Here is a 20,951-nt window from a genome sequence, read left to right on the forward strand (position 1 = left end):
CCCCCCCCCCGCGCCCGCGGCCCCCCCCCCCCCCCCCGCGCCCCCCCCCCCCCCCCCCCCCCCCCACGATTCCAGATGTTCCTGTCATTCTGCCGAATGACTTCTCATGCCGCCAGCCGAGCAATCCGCTGCAGCCGCCGCAGCGTGGTATCGTCCTGCAAAGCCTGCTGAAACAGCGAAATCTCCTGGTCAATGCGATCGCAGAGCGCGCCCGTGTCGCCCTTGAGCAGGTCGCGCGTCTGCAGCAGTGCGGCGACCGGCTTCTTGGCGAGTTGCCTGGCTCTGCCAAGTGCGGCTTCCTCGACATCGCCCACCACGATCTCCGTGACCAGGCCAAGCAACCTGGCGTCCTCGGCACTGAGCGTGTCGCCCAGGCAGAAGAAGCGGAAAGCGCCGGCATAACCGAGTTTCTGCGGCGCCAGGATGCTGGTCGCCGCGTCCGGCACGAGGCCGAAATCGACGAACGGCACCCGGAACGTGCTTTCATCAGATGCGATCACCATGTCGCAATGGAACAGGATGGTGCAGCCGACGCCGACGGCGTCGCCATCGACACAGGCAAGGACCGGTTTCGGGAACGTCGCCAACGTGCGGAACATGTCGGTGACGGCGGCGATCAATCTTTGATGCTTGGTGGCGTCGAGGAATTCGGAAAAATCGCCGCCGAGGCAGAAGCAGCCGGCGAGGCCGCGCAGCACCACGACGCGCACATCATCGTCGATTGCGGCTTCGTGGAAGATCTTGGCCAGGCTTTCATAAGCTCGCCCGTCCAGCACCGGCCGGCCGTCTTCCGACGACACCGTGACAATCAGGGTATGATTCCGAAACTCTGTTTGCGGGTGGATGTTCATGGCTGTCTCCAATTCTCACGAGGCCTGCCTCATTCCGAGCCTGTCGGGATATCCCCTGGCCAGCACCGGCGCGAAATGACTGCGACGAGAACGCACCACCTCAAGCGTATGCTCGTTGAAGGTGAGCAGTGTGGCGACGACCTGCTGGTTGCCATAGGTGCGCTGGTAGCCAAGCGGCTTCGCCAGGAAGTGCAACTGCAGCGCCCGCAGGACCCACATCGGCTCGAACTCGATGATCACCTGGTTGACGTTCCGCTTCAGCCCCCATTCGACGAAGCCGGCAATGAGCTCGGTGCCGACCGTCGAGACGCCGCGCTTGCCGTCACGAAAGCCCGGCGCCACCGCGTAGCGGGTCAATTCCCAAACGTTCGGGCCGGACGGCGGCGTCCCTTCATAGAGGTCCGCCAGCACCTCGGTCAGAAGATGCGCCCGCGTTGTCGGCAACATCCGCTGATAACCGGCGAGTTCGCCATTGCGGACGACGAGTTGATGCACCGCCTCGTCATGGTCGAACTGATCGATCTCAAGGCCATCGGGGCGCTGCAGGTCGGTCCAGCCCATCTCCTCGACGAAAATCTTGTAGCGCAAACGATGAACGGCCTCCCAAAGGTCGGGACGTTCCATAAGTTCCTGTGTGGTAAGGGAAAAAAGCATCTGCCGTCTCCTAGGTTCAATAGGAAGATACGGCCGGGCTGTCCCGAGAAAATTACGCGATCACGTAGGCAAGAATTTCTAGGCCGGCACGGCCGAGCTAGCTAATATAGCCGCGCCTTATCGCTTCCGCGACCGCCTGCACCCGGTTGACGGCACCGAGTTTGCTTTTGGCGTTAAGAAGGTGTTTCTCTGACGTGTGTTCCGAAATGCCGAGAATCTGTGAAATCTCCCATTCGGACTTGCCGACGGCGGCCCATTGCATGCATTCGCGCTCACGCGGCGTCAGTTCGACGTGGTCGATGGTCTGGGCCGCCATCGTATGGAGTTGCATGGCACGGCCGATCGCATAGGTCGCGGCCAGCGACACCAGTCCGAAATCGGCGCCAGACAATTCGACGGCTTCGCCGCCGAGCGACACCATGACGATCTGGCCATCGAGCGTAACCAGCGGGAAGGCCAAACCGTCGCGCAGCTTGAATTCGCCGGCGTCGCCCATCACTTCGCCGCTGCTCTTGTCGATGCGGATGCTCTGGGACGCCTCCCGCCACTGGAACGGCGCCTGAAGCTGCTTCATGTGGCTGACGACGGGGTCGTGGTCGACATAGTTGCGCGCCACATAGCGCTCGAGCCATTCTCCCGGCCACTCGCAAAGCAGCACATGGTCCTTTTGCTGGCCTCTTGGCGTGCCCGGTTGCGGAACCGTTCCGGCCATCAGCGCCGTCAGGCCGAACTCCGAGGTTATGCCAAGCAGTTTTTCGCAGACCGCGGCCGCCGTGTTGGCGTGCTGCAGCTGATCTATGAATTCCAGTGTACGATCGAAGTGGCCCATCGCAACATCTACCCCATGTTGCCTTCCGCGTTAAGATCAACGGTCCAGTGCTACCTGCGCTTTGCCATCGACCCCGGATTACAAACCTGCTCCTCTCTGTTTGCAGCGCCTTGCAGCTACCCTCCAGCCGACGCCACACATGTTTGCAAGCTCGCTGAAGCATAACCCTAAATCGGCGTGATGAAATCAAAAACCGTTGTGCCTGTGTCATTTTCGTACCAAAAGCCACATTGGACAGGACAGGGCGGAGCTCGATCGTGGCAATTCGGTGGATACCCGTCGTCTTGATGCTGGCAATGACGGGGGCACAGTGGCTCACGGCAGCGCGTGCCGCGGAGCCGCAAGTGCCGGTGCTGTGGGATGCAAAGGAGCGGCTGCCGAAGCCTGACCTTTCCGCGCTGCCGCGTCTGAGATTCCTGACCACCACCGATTTCCCGCCGTTCAACTTCCTCGACGGGGCGGGCCGCCTGTCCGGCTTCCACGTCGATCTGGCGCGCGCCATCTGCGCCGAACTCGGCATCGCGGAAAAATGCCAGATCCAGGCACTGCCCTGGGCCGAGCTCGAAGGGGCGCTGCAGAAGGGCGAAGGCGAAGCGATCATTGCCGGCATCGCCGCCACGCCGGAGTCGCGGTCGAAATATGCCTTCTCGCGCTCCTACCTGCAGTTTCCGGCACGCTTCATCATGCCGAAGACAAAGGCGCTCGCGGAACCGATCTTCGACAGGCTGCGCGGCAGGCGCGTCGGCGTGGTGGCCGGCTCCGCGCATGAGCGCATGCTGCGCGATTATTTCAGCACCGTTCAGGTCGTACCCTTCGGCCGGCCGGAAGAACTCTATGATGATCTTAAGGCCGGCAAGGTCGACGCCGCCTTCGGCGACGGCATGCGCTTCGCCTTCTGGCTGGGCGGTTCGGATGCCGCAGCATGCTGCCGCTTCGCCGGCGGCCCCTATCTGGCGCCAGAATATCTGGGCTCGGGAATGGCCATCGCCACCAGGGCCAACGATCCGGCGCTGGCCGCGGCATTCAACTACGCGCTGCAGCAGATCTCAGTGAAGGGCATCTTCGCCGAATTTTATTTGCGCTATTTCCCGGTCAGTTTTTTCTGATCCGGTCCGGTCAGCTTCTTCTGACCCTTCAGGGCCCGGATCAAGTCAGCGTGCGAAGGCGGGCTTTGGCGGCGCGGGCGATGGCTGCGACGGTGAGCGTGTCGAGATCGAGCTGGCGACGGATAAGCTGCAGCACCCTCACCTCCTCCAAGCGCATTTCGAGGTCGACGGCCGCAACCTCGAAGGCTGCGGCATAGGCGGTATCAAGCAGGCGTTCGGGCAGTGCTTCAGCGACGCGCGCCAAAACGCCTTCCAGCCCGTCCTTTTCGTGCAGCATCTTTTGGCAGTCCTGGGCGACGCCGACCAGCCGGTCATGGTCGAAGTCCTCGAACACCGGCCATGAGCGGACGACGTCGCCGATCCGCGCCAGTTCGACATCGGTCATGTCGCGATCGGACGCGGAGGTGATGACCATCAGATAGATCAGGGCTTCATGCGGCGGCAACGACATTTAAAAACTCCTCAAACGGGCTCCGAAGTTAGGAACGCGGCACCGACGCTGCAAGGAAAAAGAGCCGCGATCGTTGACGCCTACGGCAGGCACGCCTAGAGACCGGTTGAAAAAACCTCTTCCGGCCCCCTATTTGCGGCGATGCCGGCGAACAATTTGGAAAACAGTGAAATGGCGGGATCAAACATCATCGATCTCAATCCCGAGGTGCTTGCGGCAGCGGCTGAAAGCAAGGCGTGGCCGTTCGAGGAAGCCAGGAAGATCGTCGAGCGCTACAAAGACACTGACTTTCCCGAGACCGTACTGTTTGAGACCGGCTACGGTCCGTCGGGGCTGCCGCATATCGGTACTTTCGGCGAGGTCGCACGCACCTCGATGGTGCGCCACGCCTTCCGCGTCCTTACCCGGGACACGGTCAAGACCAAGATCTTGTGCTTTTCCGACGACATGGACGGTATGCGCAAGATTCCGGACAACGTCCCCGATCGCGCCGCACTCGAGCCGCACCTGCACAAGCCGCTCTCGTCCGTCCCCAATCCTTTCGGCGGCGACTATGCGAGCTTCGCAGACCACAACAACGCAATGCTTTGCCGTTTCCTGGACACGTTCGGCTTCGACTACGAGTTCGCCAGCGCGACGGAATACTACAAGGCTGGCCGTTTCGACGACGTTCTGCTGCTCGCTGCCGAACGTTTCGATAAGATTATGGACGTGATGCTGCCGACGCTCGGAGAGGAGCGTCAGGCGACCTACAGTCCGTTCTTGCCGATTTCCCCCAAAAGTGGCCGCGTGCTTTACGTCCCCATGAAGCATGTCGACGCCAAGGCCGGCACTATCACCTTCGATGATGACGGCACCGAAACCACGCTGCCCATAACCGGCGGCATGGTGAAGCTGCAGTGGAAGCCGGATTTCGGCATGCGCTGGGCGGCGCTCGGCGTCGACTTCGAAATGTTCGGCAAAGACCACCAGACGAATGCGGTGATCTACGACCGTATCTGCAATATCCTGGGCGGGCGCGCGCCCGAGCATTTCGTCTATGAGCTGTTCCTGGACGAGAACGGCCAGAAGATTTCGAAGTCGAAGGGCAACGGACTGACCATAGACGAGTGGCTGACCTACGCGCCGACCGAAAGCCTCGAGCTCTACATGTACCAGCGGCCGCGGCAGGCCAAGAAGCTCTATTTCGACGTCATTCCGAAGGCGGTGGACGAGTATTACGCCTTTCTGTCCGCCTATCGCCGGCAGGAGTGGAAGGAGCGGCTGGGAAATCCCGTCTGGCACATGCATGACGGTAACCCGCCTGTCGTCGACCTGCCGGTGTCGTTCGCGCTGCTGCTTAATCTGGTCAGTGCCTCGAACGCCCAGAACAAGGACGTGCTGTGGGGGTTCATTTCGCGCCACACATCAGGCGTGACGCCGAAGACCCATCCCGAGCTCGACCGGCTGGCCGAGTATGCGATCCGCTATTTCGACGATTTCGTGAAGCCGGCCAAGGTGTACCGGGCCGCCGACGCGGTCGAGCGCGAGGCGCTGACGAAACTCTCTGACGCGCTCGCCGCTTTGCCGCCAGACGCCGATGGCGAGGTGATCCAGAATGCCGCCCTCAACGTTGCGCGAAAGATCGAACGCTATCAGGACCATTCGAAGCAGAGCCCGGAGGGCGGGCCGGGCGTCTCCGTCGCCTTCTTCCAGATGATCTACCAGGTTTTAATCGGACAGGAGCGCGGCCCGCGCTTCGGTTCCTTCGCCGCCCTTTACGGCATCGCAGAAACCCGCGCGCTCATTCAGAAGGCGCTGGCTGGTCAGCTGGCGGCGTAGCCGTCGTCTCGGTTGGCGACGTAGTCGTCGCAGACGGATCGAGAATCAGCTGCGTCGGCTGCGTTGCCGCGACAGGGGCTGGTGCTGGAGGCAGGCCAGAGAGACTGGGCGCCGGCCCGAAAATGCCCTTCCTCGCCGTACGCGCCTTCTCGCCGGCCTCGACGTAAGGGCCACCTTTGGCTGCGCGCGCCCAGCCGTTTTCGATCAACCACTGACCGACATCCTGGTTGCCAACGCGGCATTCGGCGGCGATCAGGTCGCGGCCGCCTTCGGGCGGCACCGCGCAAACCACCGCCCGGCCGCGCAGGAAAGCACGGAACGCTGTTCGCGCCCGGCTGCCGCACGTCCAGGACTTGCCGCCGTCGGCGCAAGTCTCGTCCTGCGTGACGATGTCGATACCCGAAACCGCGACCGAGTAGCCCTTGGCCTCGATCACACCGGCGGCAGTTGCAATCGGCTGGAACAGTTTTGTCCCGTTCCAGTCGTCGGGCATTTTCGATTTGGGCGGTCTGGCCAGCGCCAGATCACTCAGCGGCGCGCGCGGCTCGACCCGTTCAAGCTCTTCGGGTTGAAGCTGCGGCGGCGCGACGACCTCGGGATCGATGGCCCTGGAATGCGCCTCCGGCCTCGCCGCCTTGGGTCGCGGGATCGCTGATATAGCAGGCGCTTCGGATTGCGCCGCCATGCCGGCCTGCGCTCGAGCTGCGACACGGCTGTTTTCGTCATGCAGAACGGCGCGGCCGCCGGCGGCGATGGCGGCCCCCATCACCAGGATCGTCGACACCGCAGCGGCTGCATGAAGCGGGCGCACCGGCGGCCCTTACTGGCTTGCCCAGACAATCCGCGCCACCCATTCGACATCGCGCATGGGGATGTCGCGGTCCGGGTGATCGGGATTGAGCGAGACCAGCATGATCGACTTCGCCGTCTGACGGTCCAGCACCTTGGCCATCACCTCGCCGGCATTGGTCTTGACGACGACCCGGTCGCCCTTGCGGGTGGCAGCGCCCGGCTCGACAATCAGCACGTCGCCGTTGCGGTAGAGCGGCAGCATGGAATCGCCCTGGACCTGCAGCGCATAGGAGGTTCCGGTCGCCTGTGCCGGAAGCTCGATCAGGTCCCAGCCCTGCCCCGCCGGAAAGCCGGCATCATCGAAGAAACCGCCGGCGCCGGCCTGGGCGAAGCCGAGCAGCGGCACCGAAGACCGCCGTGCGGGCAGGGGTCCGGGGCCGGGCTTGCCCCGGCCTTCGACCAGTCCCGTGAATTCGTCGAGCGAGGCGCCCGTCGCCTCAATGATCTTGGCCAGCGATTCGGTCGACGGCCAGCGCGGCCGCCCGTCCGAGGACAGCCGCTTCGACTTGTTGAAGGCTGTCGAATCGAGGCCCGCACGCTTCGCCAGCCCCGAGGCCGAGAGCGAATAGCGCTCGGCGAGAGCATCGATTGCGGCCCATACGCGGTCATGCGAGAGCACTTTTGCTCTCCTTCAGAACAGGAAAAAATACCTTCTCTGTTCTAACCGGTGGCCGCGATCTTGTCCACCAAGAAGGCGGCGTCACGCCGCCTTCTTGGCCTCACTCCTGGCATAGGGATCGAAGCGTTCGTAGAAAGTCTCGCCCTTTTCCGCCATATCGAGCAGGAGCTTCGGCGCCTTGAACTCGGCGCCGTACTTCTTCTGCAGACCCTTGGCGATCTTGACGAATTTCTTTGCGCCGATGCCGTCGATGTAAGACAGCACACCGCCGGTAAAGGGCGCGAAGCCGAAGGCGAGGATCGAGCCGACATCGGCTTCGCGCGGATCGGTGACGATGCCCTCCTCCATCACCCGGGCCGCCTCCAATGCAATGGTGGCCAGGAGCCGCTGCTTCAGTTCCTCATAGTCGACCTTTTCAGGCGCCAACTGCGGATAAAGATCCTTCAGGCCCGGCCACAACTTCTTCTTGGCAGGCTTTTGCGGATAGTCGTAAAAACCCTTGCCGTTCTTGCGGCCAAAGCGGCCATGAGTATCGACCAGCGTGTTGATCAGCGCCATCTGCTTCGGGTCGACCGCGTTTTCGCCGAGATCGCGCATGGTCTGCTTCATGATCTTCTGCGCGAGGTCGATCGCTGTTTCGTCCGTGAGCGCCAAAGGACCGACCGGCATGCCGGCGGCCTTCGCCGCATTCTCGATCATCGGCGCCGGAATGCCCTCGATGAGCATCTTGTAGGCTTCCGACATGTAGCGCAGCACGCAGCGGTTGACGTAGAAGCCGCGCGTGTCGTTGACGACGATCGGCGTCTTCTTGATGGCGCGGACGAAGTCGATCGCTGTGGCCAGCGCCTTGTCGCCCGTCTTCTTGCCCAAAATGATCTCGACCAGCATCATCTTGTCGACCGGCGAGAAGAAATGGATGCCGATGAAATTCTTCGGCCGCGCCGAATTCTTCGCCAGCGACGTGATCGGGATGGTGGACGTATTCGACGCGAAGACCGCCGCCGGCTTCAGCATGGCCTCCGCCTTTTCGGTGGCGTCCTTCTTGACGCCCGAATCCTCGAACACCGCCTCGACCACCAGGTCGCAGCCTGCGAGGTCGGCATAGTCGGCCGTCGGCGTGATAAGCGACAGCAGCCTGTCCTTGTCCTCCGGCTTGGCGCGGCCCTTCCTGACCTGATCCGAGATCAAGCTGTCCGAATGCGCCTTGCCATTGGCGGCAGCTTCCATGTCGCGGTCGAGCAGCACCACCGGAAAGCCGGCCTTGGCCGTAACATAGGCGATGCCGGCGCCCATGAAACCGGCGCCGAGCACGCCGATCTTCTTGAACTTGGTTTCCGGCACGCCGGCCGGGCGGCGCGCACCCTTGTTCAGTTCCTGCAGCGACACGAACAGCGAGCGGATCATCGCCGCCGCTTCTCTTGTCTGCATGATCTCGGTGAAATAGCGCTGCTCGATGCGCAAAGCGGTGTCGAACGGCACCAGCAGGCCTTCATAGACGCATTTCAGGATGGCGGCGGCAGCAGGATAGTTGCCATAGGTCTCGCGACGCAGGATGGCGATTGCCGGTGGCCACAGATTGGCGCCGGCCACCGAATAGATCGGGCCGCCGGGCAGCTTGAAGCCCTTCTCGTCCCACGGCGCCACCGGCTTCAAGCCATTTTTGATCATGGCCTTGGCGGTTTCGACCAGCTTTTGCGGCTCGGCGATCTCGTGGATCAGGCCCATCGACCTGGCCTTCTGCGGCGACAGCGTCTGGCCGGAGGTCAGCATCTGCAGCGCCTGCTGCTGGTCGGTCAGCCGCGGCACGCGCTGGGTGCCGCCGGCGCCTGGGAAGATGCCGATCTTCACTTCGGGGAGCGCCATCCTGACCTTGTCGGAATCGGCCGCGACACGACCATGGCAAGCAAGCGACAGCTCGAACGCGCCGCCCATGCAGGTGCCGTTGATCGCCGACACCCATGGCTTGCCTGAGGTTTCCAGCTTGCGAAACAGGCCGGTCATATAACCGGCATTGTCGAACAGCGCCTTGGTCGCGTTGTCCAGGTCCTTGGCTTTGTCGGCTGCGAACTTCGACAGCATCTTCTGCAGCATGGTGATGTCTGCACCGCCGGAAAACGTATCCTTACCGGAGGTGATGACCGCGCCTTTGATTGCTGCATCGCTCGCCACCTTGTCGACGATGGAATTCAGCTCCAGCATCGCCTCTTCGGTGAAAACGTTCATCGACCGGTCGGGCATGTCCCAGGTGACCAGCGCGATGCCGTCGGCGTCGATGTCCAGCGTGAAATTGGTATAGCTCATCGGTCTCTCTCCCGTCAGACGCGTTCGATGATCGTTGCGGTGCCCATGCCGGCGCCGATGCAGAGCGTCACCAGCGCGGTATCGAGGTCGCGACGCTCAAGTTCGTCCAGCACCGTTCCGAAGATCATCGCACCTGTGGCGCCGAGCGGATGGCCCATGGCGATGGCACCGCCATTGACGTTGATCCTGTCGTGCGAAATATCGAAAGCCTGCATGTAGCGCAGCACCACCGAGGCGAAAGCCTCGTTGAGCTCGAACAGATCGATGTCCGACAGCTTCATCCTGGCGCGCTTCAGCAGCTTCTCGGTCACGTCTACCGGACCGGTCAGCATCAGCACCGGTTCCGAACCGATATTGGCGAATGCACGGATGCGCGCGCGCGGCTTCAGGCCGATCGTCTTTCCAGCCTTTTTCGAGCCGAGCAGAACGGCCGCCGCGCCGTCGACGATACCGGACGAATTGCCGGCGTGATGGACGTGGTTGACCTCTTCCACCTCGGGATGCTTCTGCACCGCGACGGCATCGAAGCCGCCCATTTCGCCGGGCATGACGAAAGACGGGTTGAGTGCCGCCAGCGACTGCATATCGGTCGCCGGCCGCATGTGCTCATCGTGGTCGAGGATGGTCAGGCCGTTCTGGTCCTTGATCGAGATCACCGATTTCTTGAAGCGGCCCTCGCCCCAGGCTTTGGCAGCACGCTTCTGGCTCTCGACCGCATAGGCGTCGACGTCGTCGCGCGAAAAGCCGTATTTCGTGGCGATCAGGTCGGCCGAGATGCCTTGCGGCACGAACCAGCCCGGCAGGCCAACGGAGGGGTCCATGAACCAGGCGCCACCGGATGCGCCCATGCCGACGCGCGACATCGATTCGACGCCGCCGGCGATGACAATCTCGTCGGCGCCTTGCGCAATTTTGGCTGCGCCGAAATTGATGGCGTCCAGGCCAGAGGCGCAGAAGCGCGAGATCTGCATGCCGGGCGCTTTCGTGTCGTAGCCCGCCTCGAAGGCGGCGGCGCGCGGAATAACAGACCCCGCCTCGCCGACCGGGTCGACGCAACCGAAAATGATGTCGTCGACGGTGCCGGTATCCAGCCCATTGCGGTCGCGGATCGCCTCGAGCACCTTGGCGCCGAGCCGCACCGCCGGCACCTCGTGCAGCGAGCCATCCTTCTTGCCCCTGCCGCGCGGCGTGCGCACGGCATCATAGACATAAGCTTCGGCCATTTTCTTGCTCCTTGGTTTGCTGAAAGTCTCTCAGAGAGAGCGTCCAATCAGCAATTTCATGATCTCGTTGGTGCCGCCGTAAATGCGCTGGACGCGGGCGTCGCGGAACATGCGGGCGATCGGATACTCATTCATGTAGCCATAGCCGCCATGCAATTGAAGGCATTCGTCGACGACTTTTCCCTGCAGGTCGGACAGCCAGTATTTGGCCATCGAGGCCGTCACCGGGTCGAGGCCTCCATCGATATGGCGGGCAACGCAGTCATTGTAGAAGACCCGGCCGATGGTCGCTTCGGTCTTCAGTTCGGCCAGCTTGAACTGGGTATTTTGGAATTCGATAATCGCTTTGCCGAAGGCTTTGCGCTCCTTGACGTAGTCGATGGTCTGCGCCAGCGCCCGCTCGATCATGGCGATGGCGCCGGTGCCGATCTGCAGCCGCTCCTGCGGCAATTGCTGCATCAGTTGGACGAAGCCCTGGCCTTCCTCGTGGCCGAGCAGATTGGAGGTCGGCACGCGCATATCGTTGAAGAACAGTTCCGACGTGTCGTTGGCCTTGAGCCCGATCTTGTCGAGGTTGCGGCCGCGCTCGAACCCTTCCACCTCGTCGGTCTCGATGACGATCAGCGAAGTGCCCTTGGCGCCCTTCTCCGGATCGGTCTTGGTGACGATTATGATGAAGTTGGCGAGCTGGCCGTTGGTGATGAAGGTCTTCGAGCCGTTGACCTTGTATTGGTTGCCATCCTTCTCGGCTCGCGTCTTGACGCCCTGCAGGTCGGAGCCGGCGCCGGGCTCGGTCATGGCGATGGCGCCGATCAACTCGCCGGTCGCCAGTTTCGGCAGCCATTTCTTCTTCTGCTCCTCCGAGCCGTAGTGGAGGATGTAAGGGGCGACGATCGAATTGTGCAAGCCGATGCCGAAACCGTCGACGCCGACATGGCCGATCGCCTCGATGATGGCGCTCTCATGCGCGAATGTCCCGCCCGAACCGCCATATTCCTCCGGCATCGAGGCACAAAGCAGACCGGCCGCACCTGCCTTCAGCCAGCTCTCGCGGTCGACCATCTCGTTCTTCTCGAACTCTTCATAGCGCGGCGCGATCTCTTCCGACATGAAGCGGTGCGCCATGTCGTAGAGCATGCCCACCTCGTCCGCCGCCCAGGCGGGTTTGGGGAGGCCGAGGATTTCGGCGGGGTTGGTCATGCTATTTCTCCCGCGCCAACGCTCCCCTCCCCTCAAGGGGGAGGGGAACGTCGAGCTTAGAACTCTTCCGCCGGCAGCGCCATTAGCGTGTCCGCGCCGCTGGAGATGCGGGCGAGGTGCGCCGACGTTTCCGGCATGATCCGCTCCATGAAGAAGCGCGCCGTCACCAGCTTGCTGTCGTAGAAGGCCGAAGATCCGTTGGCGCCATTCGCCAATTTCGCCCCGGCTGCCTTGGCCATCTGCGCCCACATATAGCCCAGCGCCACCAGGCCGAAGAGATGCATGTAGTCGGTCGAGGCGGCACCGGCGTTGTCGGGCTTGGCCATGCCGTTCTGCATCAGCCACATCGTCGCCGCCTGCAGATCGTTGAGGCCCTTCTTCAGCGCCTTGGTGAAGGGCGCCATCTTCTCGTCAGTGCGGTTCTCCTCGCAGAACTCGCCGACCTCCTTGAAGAAGGCCTGCACGGCGCGGCCGCCATTCAAGGCCAGCTTGCGGCCGACGAGGTCGAGCGCCTGGATGCCGTTGGCGCCCTCGTAGATCATGGCGATGCGGGCATCGCGTACGAACTGGCTCATGCCGTGCTCTTCGATATAGCCGTGGCCGCCGAACACTTGCTGCGCCATCACCGCGTGGTCGAAGCCCTTGTCGGTGAGCACGCCCTTGACCACCGGCGTCATCAGGCCGGTGTAGTCGTCGGCGGCCTGGCGGTCCTTGTCGTCACTGGCACGGTGCGCGATGTCCGACTTGATCGCCGTCCACAGCGCCAGCGCGCGGCCGGCCTCGTTGAAGGCCTTCATAGTCATCAGGCTGCGGCGGATGTCGGGATGGACGATGATCGGATCGGCCTTCTTGTCCGGCGCCTTCGGCCCGGACAGCGAGCGGCCCTGCAGGCGATCCTTGGCATAGGACACAGCGTTCTGGTAGGCGACTTCCGACAGAGAAAGCCCTTGCAGGCCGACTCCGAGCCGGGCCTCGTTCATCATCGTGAACATGGCCTTCAGCCCGCCATTGGCGTCGCCGAGCAGCATGCCTTGCGCCTCGTCATAGTTCATGACGCAGGTCGAATTGCCATGGATGCCCATCTTCTCCTCGATCGAGCCGCAGGAGACGGTGTTCTTCTCGCCCGGATTGCCGGACGCATCGAGCTTGAGCTTCGGCACGATGAACAGCGAAATGCCCTTCACGCCTTCCGGTGCGCCCTCGATGCGGGCCAGCACGAGGTGGACGATGTTGTCCGACATGTCGTGCTCGCCGGCCGAGATGAAGATCTTCTGGCCTGAAATCCTGTAGGTGCCGTCGCCATTGGGAACCGCCTTGGTGCGCAGCAGGCCGAGATCGGTGCCGCAATGCGGCTCAGTCAGGTTCATGGTGCCGGTCCAGATGCCCTCGACCAGCTTCGGCAGCCATGTCGCCTTCTGCTCGTCGGTGCCATGGGTAATGATCGCCGCGATCGCGCCCTGCGTCAGGCCGGGATACATCATCAGCGACATGTTGGCCGAAACCATATATTCGGAAACAGCGGTATGCACCGCGTAAGGCAGACCCTGGCCGCCAAATTCGACGGGTGCGGCCAGCCCCATCCAGCCGCCATCGCGATACTGGTCGAAGGCCTCCTTGAAGCCTTTCGGCGTCGTCACCGAACCGTCGTCATGGCGCACGCAGCCTTGCATATCGCCGACGCGGTTCAGCGGCTGCATGACGTTTTCGGCGAGCTTGGCGCCTTCGGCGAGGATGGCCTCGACCACATCCGGCGTCGCGTCGGAAAATCCGGGAAGATTGGAATAGCGCCGGTAGCCCAGCACCTCATTCAGCACGAACAGCGTGTCCTGGACCGGCGCCCTGTAGATCGGCATGCGTTTCCTCCACCATGCGGCCTTGGCTCCGAAATCAAGCCCAAAAAAAGAATCAGGGACAGCATGCGGACCAATGTTCAGGTCGGGATAGCAAAAGTTGACGTTTGCGTAAACGTCAACTTTTCGGTGTGGCAATTTTTTCCGGGCCTTGCCCGCGAGCGTAGCGGCGCTACACCAATGAAGCCAGTGCGGAACGATTGAAATGTATTCATCCCGACGCAGCCGGAAGGCAGAAAGAGCCGCGCGGCCAGCGCCACGCGGCTCTCGTTCGTCAGAAAGCCGTTCACCGGAAGCCGGCGAGGCCGAATTATCCGGTGGCGCTGGCCTGCGGCGCCGAACGTTCGATCAACATCTGACGCACCGCCGCCATCGAGTTGCTCAACTCGTTGATGGCATCGTCGATCAGCGCCCGCTGCTTCTGCAGACGGGCAAGCTGCTTCTCCGACTTGTCGAGCGCCAGTCGCAACTGCTTGGTGTTGGAGCCAGTCGGGTCATACAGATCCATCATCTGCTTGACGTCGCGCAGCGAGAATCCGACCTTGCGGCCGAGCAGGATCAGCTTCAGCCGAACCTTGTCGCGTCGCGTGTAGAGACGGGTCGAGCCGTCGCGCTGCGGAGTGAGAAGACCCTTGTCCTCGTAGAAACGCAGCGTGCGCAGCGTTACTCCGTATTTCTTGGCCATCTCGCCGATGCGGACAAGATCCTCGCCGGCTTTGTCAGACATGTCATTGGTATTGGCCGCGGCTTCGCCGGGCGAAACAAGTTTCATGGTCACTGGCTTTCCCCAACTGGTGGCGCCGCGGTCCCGGACCTTGCGTCGCCTGAGCGGAAGCGGGGGCGTGCTTCCACTCGTGGTTTCAACAAACAAATCACAAACGGCACAGTCTGTGCACCTTTACGTTTACGTCAATTCTATACCGATAGCCGCCTCACGAAGCAAGGGCGTTGTGGGGGAGGAACTTTTTGCCGCATCCGCCAGCTCATGGCCCGGCGGCGCTTAGGCAGCCCGCCAACAACGTTGCAACTTCTTAAGCTTGGTTAACGCGTTGTTTACCACGTTGGGCGAAATGTGCGCATGTCGGTTACCCGTGTTTATCCTGTAGCGAATTTTTCACGGTTTTTCGGAGCGTGGGTGAAACCCGGGAAGCTCGTCTTCCACCGCAGCAAGCCGCGCGGCCGCCTTCGTTTCCGGCAGGACTTTGGGAAACTGGTCATAAGCCAGCAGTAATTCTGAACGGGCGCATCGATGAACAGCAAGCGGTCCTATCTCGATACACTCAACGTCGGCAGGCAGCGCAGGCCGCACACCACGCTTGAACAGCTCAACCGTTCCCTGGAAACGCTGGAGCAGCGGCTGGAGCGGACGCGCGAGGACCTGAGCGAGCGTCCCGATTCGCGCCGGCCGAGCGCGGAGCCGCGCTATGCCAGCGCCCGGCCCTATGAGGATCCGCGCCCGGCGCAGCCGCCGAAAAGCCCGGAGCCGGCTGCCTTTGACCAGACTTACCAGGCGATCGCCCGCGATATCGACCGTGTGCGCGGCCAAGAAGACGGCGTCGCCGTGGTCGGCAAGATCGCCGGCGAATTGCGCGGCCTGCGCGAGGAACTGCGCCACCAGATGACCGCCGGCCTGCAGCGCGAATTCGAAGCGCTGCGCAAGGACATCGAGCGGGCTTTCCAGGCAAGCGCCGAGCCGGGTGGTCAATCGGGAGGCGGCAAAGGCAGCGCCGAACTCGGCGTCGAGTTTGAGCGGCTTTCCGGCGCCATCCAGACTCTGGCCGAAAGGAGCGACGACAGAAGCGTCAACATGCTCCGGCTCGAACTGGAGCAGGTCAAGGCCGCGCTCGACACGCTGGCGCGCGAGGAGAGCGTGCAGGCGGTTGGCCGCCGCTGGGACGATTTCGACCGCCGCTGGACCGCGTTCGAGGATCGTGTCGATGCCGATCACCGCAAGCGGTCGGACGCACCCGGTCTTTCGATTCTGACCGACCGGCTCGAGCAGATCAGCAACGCCGTCAACAATTTGCCGGAGTCGCTGTCGCTGCGGTCGATCGAAGAGAAGGTCCGCACGCTTGCCAGCGCCGTCGATCATTTCGCCAGGCAGCAGGACAATCGCGGCAGCAGCACATTCGGTATGATCGATGAGCGGCTGGACGAGATTTCCCGCGCTATCGTCGCATCCACCGTCGCCGCGCAGGCCAATTCATTCGACCCCGAACCCTTCGAACGCATCGAGAAGCGGATCGCCTCGCTTGCCCAGCAGATCGAGGAAGTCACGCAAGTTCACCCCAGCGGCGAGGTCATCGACCGCCTCAACATGCTGTCCAGCCGGGTCGACGATCTTGCCGGCCGGGCCAATTTGCCGGAGCAGGCGATGGAGCGTCTCGACAAGCAGATCGCGCTCATTGCCGACAAGATCGACAGGGCGCCTGCAATGCCGGATGCCGACTATATCTTCCAGGGGCTGGAGCAACGTTTCGACGTGCTGTCCGGCATGATGGAGCGCCGCCAAGGCGACGCGATCGAACAAGGCAACTTGCTGTTTCGTGATCTCGAGCGCCGGCTGGACGAAGTCGTCGACAGGCTGGACCAGCGCATGCCGCAGATCGACGGCGCCGGCATCATGGATGCCATCGACGCCCGCTTCAGCGCGCTGGCCCAGCGCATGGAAACGCGCGTTCCCGATTCCGCAAGCGAAGCGGCGATCCGTGGCCTGGAAGGCCGCCTCGAAGATATTTCAAGCCGGCTGGATTCATCGGCGGCACAAGTCGCCGGCATCGACCCGGCCCTGATCCGCAGCCTGGAGACGCAAGTCGCGGCTCTGTCGGCGCATCTTTCGAAGCCCGGCACGCCATTGCCGGAATTCGAGGACATCAGCCCTCGTCTCGACGAAATCGAGAAGTCGCTGGCTGGCACCCGCGATTCCATCCTCAGCGCTGCGCGCGAGGCAGCCGAGAGCGCCGTCCGCTCACTGGCCGACTCCAGTGCCAACACGGCGGCCGTTTCTGGCCTCGCCCAGGATCTGAAGACGCTCGAATCACTGACGCGCCGTTCCGACGAGCGCAATTCGAGGACCTTCGAGGCCATCCACGACACCCTGCTCAAGATCGTCGACCGGCTGGGCTCACTGGAAACCGGCGAGCCGACCGACGCGGTGAGCGAACTTCTTAATACGCAATCGGCCGAGCCGGACAGCTGGCGCGGCGCGCGATCGTCAAAGATGGCCGTACGTGACGCGCCGTCCATGGACATCGACCAGCCATTGCCGCTGACGGGTGACATGGCCGACCTCGACAGCCATGCCACGGCCATCATGCGCAATGAACCAGGTTCGCGTAGCGAACCGGGCCCGCGTACGCCGGCCGAAGCCGCTGCGGCCGCGGCCATGGCGGCGCTTGGTTCGGATACTGTGACGGAGAAAAGTGAGCAGCCCGGCGGCCGGAAGTCGATGCTCGGCGGACTGGCGCGCGTCTTCAAGGGTAAGAAGGAGGCAGACGTTCCACCGCTTGCCGGCTCGGCGCCTGATGTCGAGATACCGAGCGTCGATCTCGACGAGCCGCTGGATCCGAAGGTTGCCAACCGGCCGCTGGAGCCCGGCTCCGGCCCACCCGACCTCAACGCCATCATGAAACGCGTGCGCGACGAACGCGGACCGCCGGTCAGGCCCGGCAGTGCCGATGCATCGAAAGCCGACTTCATCGCCGCAGCCAGACGCGCGGCGCAAGCGGCGGCCGCCGAGGCCGACGCTCTCAAGCGGCAATCGAAGATGAGCGGCCCGGTGAAGGCGCTCAGGATCGGCGACCTGCTCAAGGCGCGGCGCAAGCCGATCCTGATGGCGGCCGCCGCAGTCATGCTGGCGCTCGCCGGCCTGCAACTGGGCGCGGCCTTTTTCTCCGACCCCGTCGAAATGGCGAGCAACGATGCGGCGCCGATCGCGGCCGCGCAGCCAGCGAAAACCGCGTCGGCCGGTACCGCCAGCGAGCCGAAGACGGACGCGCAAACTGCAGCGCAGGACAGCGCGCCGGCCCGCGTCGTCCGGCAGGCAGAGCCGTCCGAATCGGTAACCGAAGACGACATGCCGGCGCAGACCGCCCTCGCCGCGCCGTCGGACGCCGAAACGCCGATGGAAATCGGACCCGAGGCCGAACCTGTTCCTGCGCCCATCACTCCAACGGCGTCGCCCGATCAGGCGGCGGCGAACGTGACAGCCTCGGCACATGCGGGCCCGACGGCTGCGGACACCGAGCCAATGGCCACAGCGCCGGCCGCCACGCCCGCGACCCCGGACATGACCGGCACGGTCACGCCCGCGGATGCTTCGACGACGGCGGCCGCTGCCAAGATCGACATCCCAGCCGATGCCGGCCCGGCTGCCTTGCGTGACGCAGCGGCCGGCGGCGACGCCAAGGCGTTGTTCGAGATCGGCTCGCGTTACGCCGAATCGCGCGGCGTCAAGCAAGACATGGCAGCGGCCGCCAAATGGTATGAAAAGGCCGCCGAGCTCGGCTTCGCGCCGGCGGAATACCGCATCGGCAACTTCTATGAGAAGGGCACCGGCGTCGCGCGCGACGTCAAGAAGGCGAAGACGTGGTACCAGCTCGCCGCGGAGCAAGGCAACGCCAGCGCCATGCACAATCTCGCCGTGCTCTTTGCCATGGCTGCGGACGGCGTGACCGACAATGAATCGGCCGCGCACTGGTTCCAGGCGGCCGCCGATCTCGGTGTCAAGGACAGCCAATTCAATCTCGGCATCCTGGCGGCGAAGGGCGTCGGCATGAAGCAGAATCTCGAAGATTCCTACAAATGGTTCGCGCTCGTTGCCAAGACCGGCGACAAGGATGCGGCGGCAAAGCGCGACGAGATCGCCAGGGCGCTCAAGCCCGAGCAGCTCGAACGCGCCCGTACCGCCGCCGAACTGTGGAAGGCGAAGCCGCTCGATCCTGCGGCCAATTCGGCCGACATTCCCGAATCGTGGCAGGACGGCACGCCGCAGACAACCGCCAGCGTCGACATGAAGAAGGTCGTTCAGAACATCCAGCGCATTCTCAACAAGAACGGCTATGAGGCCGGCAATGCCGACGGCGTGATGGGCCAGAAAACCGAGGATGCCATCATGGCTTTCCAGACCGACAACGACTTGAAGCCGACGGGCGCGGTCGACGAAAAACTGGTCAAGGCGCTGCTTGCGCGCAAATAACGTCAGATGCGTCGTTTCCGCGACGCCTTTGCCACACATTTGCCTGTTAACTGATTGAGTTGTTTTTTGTTTCGGCGGCGTGGCGAGGTTTGACTTCGCCGCCCGGCCGGCGCAAGAACGAGATAGGCTTTTAGGCGCGAAATGCCCGCAACGGTTGCATTCGTCGAGAGGCAAACTGATCGAGACTGACGGGTGGGCATCTATCTCCCGATCGCGGAAATTTCCGTCAACATTTTCGTGCTGCTGGCCATGGGCGCGGCGGTGGGTTTCCTTTCGGGCATGTTCGGAGTGGGCGGCGGCTTCCTCATCACGCCGCTGCTGATCTTCTACAACATTCCGCCGGCGATCGCGGTCGCTACCGGCGCCAACCAGGTCATCGCCTCCTCCTTCTCCGGCGCATTGTCGCACGTGAAGCGCGGCACGCTCGACTTCAAGCTCGGCGGTGTGCTTTTGGCAGGCGGCATCGTCGGCTCGACCGGCGGCATCTTTGTCTTTGGCTTCTTGCGCCGGCTCGGCCAACTCGACCTGTTCATCTCGCTGCTCTATGTCGTGCTGCTCGGCACCGTCGGCGGGCTGATGCTGGTCGAGAGCGTCAATGCGCTGCGCGCCACGCGCAGCGGCGCGGCGCCGGTGCTGAAGAAATCCGGCCAGCACAATTGGATCCACCGCTTGCCGCTAAAAATGCGGTTCAGGGCCTCGAAGCTTTTCGTCAGCGTCATCCCGGTGCTCGGCCTTGGCGCCGGCATCGGTTTCCTGTCGTCGATCATGGGCGTCGGCGGCGGCTTCATCATGGTGCCGGCGCTGATCTATCTCTTGAAAGTGCCGACCAACGTCGTCATCGGCACCTCGCTGTTCCAGATCATCTTCACCTCGGCCTACACCACGCTGGTCCATGCCACCACCAACCAGACGGTCGACGTCATGCTCGCCTTTCTGTTGATGGCGGGCGGCGTCGCCGGCGCGCAATACGGCGCCAAGGCCGGCCAAAGGCTGCGTGGCGAGCAACTCAGGGCGCTGCTGGCACTGCTGGTGCTGGCGGTCGCCATTCGGCTCGCAATCGACCTGTTCGTGACGCCTCCCAGCCTCTATTCGCTGTCCGGCGTGGACCCGACCTGATGGCGGGCTTGAGGGCGTTCCTGGCCGTTGCCTCGCTGTCGCTGTTCGCCGCCTCGTCACCGGCGAGAGCGCAGACGCCGGTTACCGAGAACATCCAGATCGGCCTGTCCACCGACTATGTCTCAATCACCGCCGGCTTTTCCGGTGCCGACCTTACCATCTTTGGCTCATTGGAAAATGCCGACCCGCTTGTCGCCCGCCAAGGGCGCTACGACATCGTCGTCGTGCTTGAGGGTCCGGCCCGGAAGGTCGTCGTGCGCCGCAAGGACCGGGTGCTCGGCATCTGGATCAATCTGGAGTCCGAGACCTTCAAGAATGTGCCGGTGTCCTATTCGGTGGCGACGACGCGGCCGCTGCAGGACGTCACCGACCCCAACAGCTACAAGCAACTGTCGCTCGGCGCTGCCAACATCTACATGCAGCCGGCCGACGATGACGACAGTCCGGCGACCATCCAGGAATTCACCGCAGCGCTGCGCGAGCGTAAAACGGCGACCGGCCTCTACAGCGTGAATGTCGGCGGCGTGCAGTTCCTGTCGCAGAACCTGTTCCGCGCCACCGTCAGGCTCGCCCCCAATGTTCCGGTCGGCACCCATAAGGCCCGCGCGTTCCTGTTCAAGAGCGGCCTGTTCGTCAAGGAAAGCTCCGCCCAGCTCGAAATTCGCAAATCCGGTTTCGAACAGTCGATCTTCCGGGTCGCCCACGATTATTCTTTCCTGTATGGCGTCTTCGCGGTGTCGTTGGCCATGCTGACAGGCTGGCTCGGAAGGCTCGTCTTCCGGAAGGATTAAACTCTCTTCAAAAGGCGGTTCCCCTTTTTACGCGCGTGGGTTAGACCGCGACCCCGGCCCGACCGGACACGAGCCGTCGCTCCCCAAATC

The 20,951-nt window shown here is 63.1% G+C and carries 16 protein-coding genes; 5 read left to right on the forward strand and 11 right to left on the reverse strand.

Features of this window, described 5'->3' with window-relative positions:
- Nucleotides 1–104 precede the first annotated feature (104 nt).
- The 3 genes from AC0L14_RS02090 to AC0L14_RS02100 all read right to left on the reverse strand — a co-directional run bounded on the left by AC0L14_RS02090 (nt 105) and on the right by AC0L14_RS02100 (nt 2,334).
- Nucleotides 105–851 carry an enoyl-CoA hydratase-related protein gene (locus AC0L14_RS02090; RefSeq protein ID WP_123146566.1) on the reverse strand — a complete coding sequence of 249 codons (747 nt, stop codon included), beginning with the start codon at nt 849–851 and terminating at the stop codon, nt 105–107.
- A gap of 15 nt (nt 852–866) precedes the next feature.
- Nucleotides 867–1,505, reverse strand: coding sequence for an acyl-homoserine-lactone synthase (locus AC0L14_RS02095; RefSeq protein WP_095493548.1), 639 nt, complete (start codon nt 1,503–1,505; stop codon nt 867–869).
- 97 nt (nt 1,506–1,602) lie between these two features.
- Nucleotides 1,603–2,334: a helix-turn-helix transcriptional regulator gene (locus AC0L14_RS02100; protein ID WP_095493549.1), complete on the reverse strand. Its 732-nt coding sequence runs from the start codon at nt 2,332–2,334 to the stop codon at nt 1,603–1,605.
- Between the two features lie 287 nt (nt 2,335–2,621).
- Here AC0L14_RS02100 and AC0L14_RS02105 point away from each other — a divergent pair, with 287 nt between their 5' ends.
- Nucleotides 2,622–3,440: a transporter substrate-binding domain-containing protein gene (locus AC0L14_RS02105; RefSeq protein WP_473484515.1), complete on the forward strand. Its 819-nt coding sequence runs from the start codon at nt 2,622–2,624 to the stop codon at nt 3,438–3,440.
- Between the two features lie 40 nt (nt 3,441–3,480).
- Here the strand turns inward: AC0L14_RS02105 and AC0L14_RS02110 are convergent, their stop codons facing one another.
- Nucleotides 3,481–3,891 carry a tellurite resistance TerB family protein gene (locus AC0L14_RS02110; protein ID WP_292399336.1) on the reverse strand — a complete coding sequence of 137 codons (411 nt, stop codon included), beginning with the start codon at nt 3,889–3,891 and terminating at the stop codon, nt 3,481–3,483.
- A gap of 171 nt (nt 3,892–4,062) precedes the next feature.
- Between AC0L14_RS02110 and AC0L14_RS02115 the strand changes: the two genes are divergently transcribed.
- On the forward strand, nt 4,063–5,712 hold the full coding sequence (locus AC0L14_RS02115; RefSeq protein ID WP_473748531.1) for a lysine--tRNA ligase: 1,650 nt from the start codon (nt 4,063–4,065) through the stop codon (nt 5,710–5,712).
- On the opposite strand, the gene AC0L14_RS02120 is transcribed toward AC0L14_RS02115, so the two are convergent.
- From AC0L14_RS02120 to AC0L14_RS02150, 7 genes are all read right to left on the reverse strand, one after another.
- Nucleotides 5,675–6,523 carry a thermonuclease family protein gene (locus AC0L14_RS02120; RefSeq protein ID WP_473748532.1) on the reverse strand — a complete coding sequence of 283 codons (849 nt, stop codon included), beginning with the start codon at nt 6,521–6,523 and terminating at the stop codon, nt 5,675–5,677. The two genes, AC0L14_RS02115 and AC0L14_RS02120, sit on opposite strands and share 38 nt — an antisense overlap.
- A 9-nt stretch (nt 6,524–6,532) precedes the next feature.
- Nucleotides 6,533–7,183 carry a S24 family peptidase gene (locus AC0L14_RS02125; protein ID WP_123146562.1) on the reverse strand — a complete coding sequence of 217 codons (651 nt, stop codon included), beginning with the start codon at nt 7,181–7,183 and terminating at the stop codon, nt 6,533–6,535.
- Nucleotides 7,184–7,264: 81 nt separating this feature from the next.
- The gene (locus AC0L14_RS02130) at nt 7,265–9,484 is read right to left on the reverse strand and encodes a 3-hydroxyacyl-CoA dehydrogenase NAD-binding domain-containing protein (protein WP_473748533.1); all 2,220 of its coding nucleotides are present in this window, start codon (nt 9,482–9,484) and stop codon (nt 7,265–7,267) included.
- A 14-nt stretch (nt 9,485–9,498) separates the two neighbouring features.
- Complete coding sequence (locus tag AC0L14_RS02135; protein ID WP_258120557.1) at nt 9,499–10,707, reverse strand: acetyl-CoA C-acetyltransferase; 1,209 nt, start codon at nt 10,705–10,707, stop codon at nt 9,499–9,501.
- A gap of 30 nt (nt 10,708–10,737) precedes the next feature.
- A complete protein-coding gene (locus tag AC0L14_RS02140) occupies nt 10,738–11,907 on the reverse strand; it encodes an acyl-CoA dehydrogenase family protein (protein ID WP_473483763.1) in 1,170 nt (389 codons plus the stop codon).
- 56 nt (nt 11,908–11,963) lie between these two features.
- A complete protein-coding gene (locus tag AC0L14_RS02145; RefSeq protein WP_473748534.1) occupies nt 11,964–13,760 on the reverse strand; it encodes an acyl-CoA dehydrogenase in 1,797 nt (598 codons plus the stop codon).
- A 307-nt stretch (nt 13,761–14,067) separates the two neighbouring features.
- Nucleotides 14,068–14,529, reverse strand: a complete 462-nt coding sequence (locus AC0L14_RS02150) for a MerR family transcriptional regulator (protein ID WP_473748692.1) — start codon at nt 14,527–14,529, stop codon at nt 14,068–14,070.
- Between the two features lie 477 nt (nt 14,530–15,006).
- Between AC0L14_RS02150 and AC0L14_RS02155 the strand changes: the two genes are divergently transcribed.
- The 3 genes from AC0L14_RS02155 (at nt 15,007) to AC0L14_RS02165 (ending at nt 20,861) form a co-directional block, all read left to right on the forward strand.
- The gene (locus tag AC0L14_RS02155; protein ID WP_473748535.1) at nt 15,007–18,954 is read left to right on the forward strand and encodes a peptidoglycan-binding protein; all 3,948 of its coding nucleotides are present in this window, start codon (nt 15,007–15,009) and stop codon (nt 18,952–18,954) included.
- A 192-nt stretch (nt 18,955–19,146) separates the two neighbouring features.
- Nucleotides 19,147–20,070: a sulfite exporter TauE/SafE family protein gene (locus tag AC0L14_RS02160; protein ID WP_123146557.1), complete on the forward strand. Its 924-nt coding sequence runs from the start codon at nt 19,147–19,149 to the stop codon at nt 20,068–20,070.
- The gene (locus tag AC0L14_RS02165) at nt 20,070–20,861 is read left to right on the forward strand and encodes a TIGR02186 family protein (RefSeq protein WP_123146556.1); all 792 of its coding nucleotides are present in this window, start codon (nt 20,070–20,072) and stop codon (nt 20,859–20,861) included. The genes AC0L14_RS02160 and AC0L14_RS02165 overlap by 1 nt, the downstream gene beginning before the upstream one ends.
- Nucleotides 20,862–20,951 lie beyond the last annotated feature (90 nt).

The organism is Mesorhizobium sp. WSM4841 (assembly GCF_055811515.1).

Coding starts and splice junctions, on each gene's coding strand:
- AC0L14_RS02090 (WP_123146566.1), bottom strand. CDS start 851: ATGAACATCCACCCGCAAACAGAGTTTCGGAATCATACCCTGATTGTC.
- AC0L14_RS02095 (WP_095493548.1), bottom strand. CDS start 1,505: ATGCTTTTTTCCCTTACCACACAGGAACTTATGGAACGTCCCGACCTT.
- AC0L14_RS02100 (WP_095493549.1), bottom strand. CDS start 2,334: ATGGGCCACTTCGATCGTACACTGGAATTCATAGATCAGCTGCAGCAC.
- AC0L14_RS02105 (WP_473484515.1), top strand. CDS start 2,622: ATGCTGGCAATGACGGGGGCACAGTGGCTCACGGCAGCGCGTGCCGCG.
- AC0L14_RS02110 (WP_292399336.1), bottom strand. CDS start 3,891: ATGTCGTTGCCGCCGCATGAAGCCCTGATCTATCTGATGGTCATCACC.
- AC0L14_RS02115 (WP_473748531.1), top strand. CDS start 4,063: ATGGCGGGATCAAACATCATCGATCTCAATCCCGAGGTGCTTGCGGCA.
- AC0L14_RS02130 (WP_473748533.1), bottom strand. CDS start 9,484: ATGAGCTATACCAATTTCACGCTGGACATCGACGCCGACGGCATCGCG.
- AC0L14_RS02135 (WP_258120557.1), bottom strand. CDS start 10,707: ATGGCCGAAGCTTATGTCTATGATGCCGTGCGCACGCCGCGCGGCAGG.
- AC0L14_RS02140 (WP_473483763.1), bottom strand. CDS start 11,907: ATGACCAACCCCGCCGAAATCCTCGGCCTCCCCAAACCCGCCTGGGCG.
- AC0L14_RS02145 (WP_473748534.1), bottom strand. CDS start 13,760: ATGCCGATCTACAGGGCGCCGGTCCAGGACACGCTGTTCGTGCTGAAT.
- AC0L14_RS02150 (WP_473748692.1), bottom strand. CDS start 14,529: ATGAAACTTGTTTCGCCCGGCGAAGCCGCGGCCAATACCAATGACATG.
- AC0L14_RS02155 (WP_473748535.1), top strand. CDS start 15,007: ATGAACAGCAAGCGGTCCTATCTCGATACACTCAACGTCGGCAGGCAG.
- AC0L14_RS02165 (WP_123146556.1), top strand. CDS start 20,070: ATGGCGGGCTTGAGGGCGTTCCTGGCCGTTGCCTCGCTGTCGCTGTTC.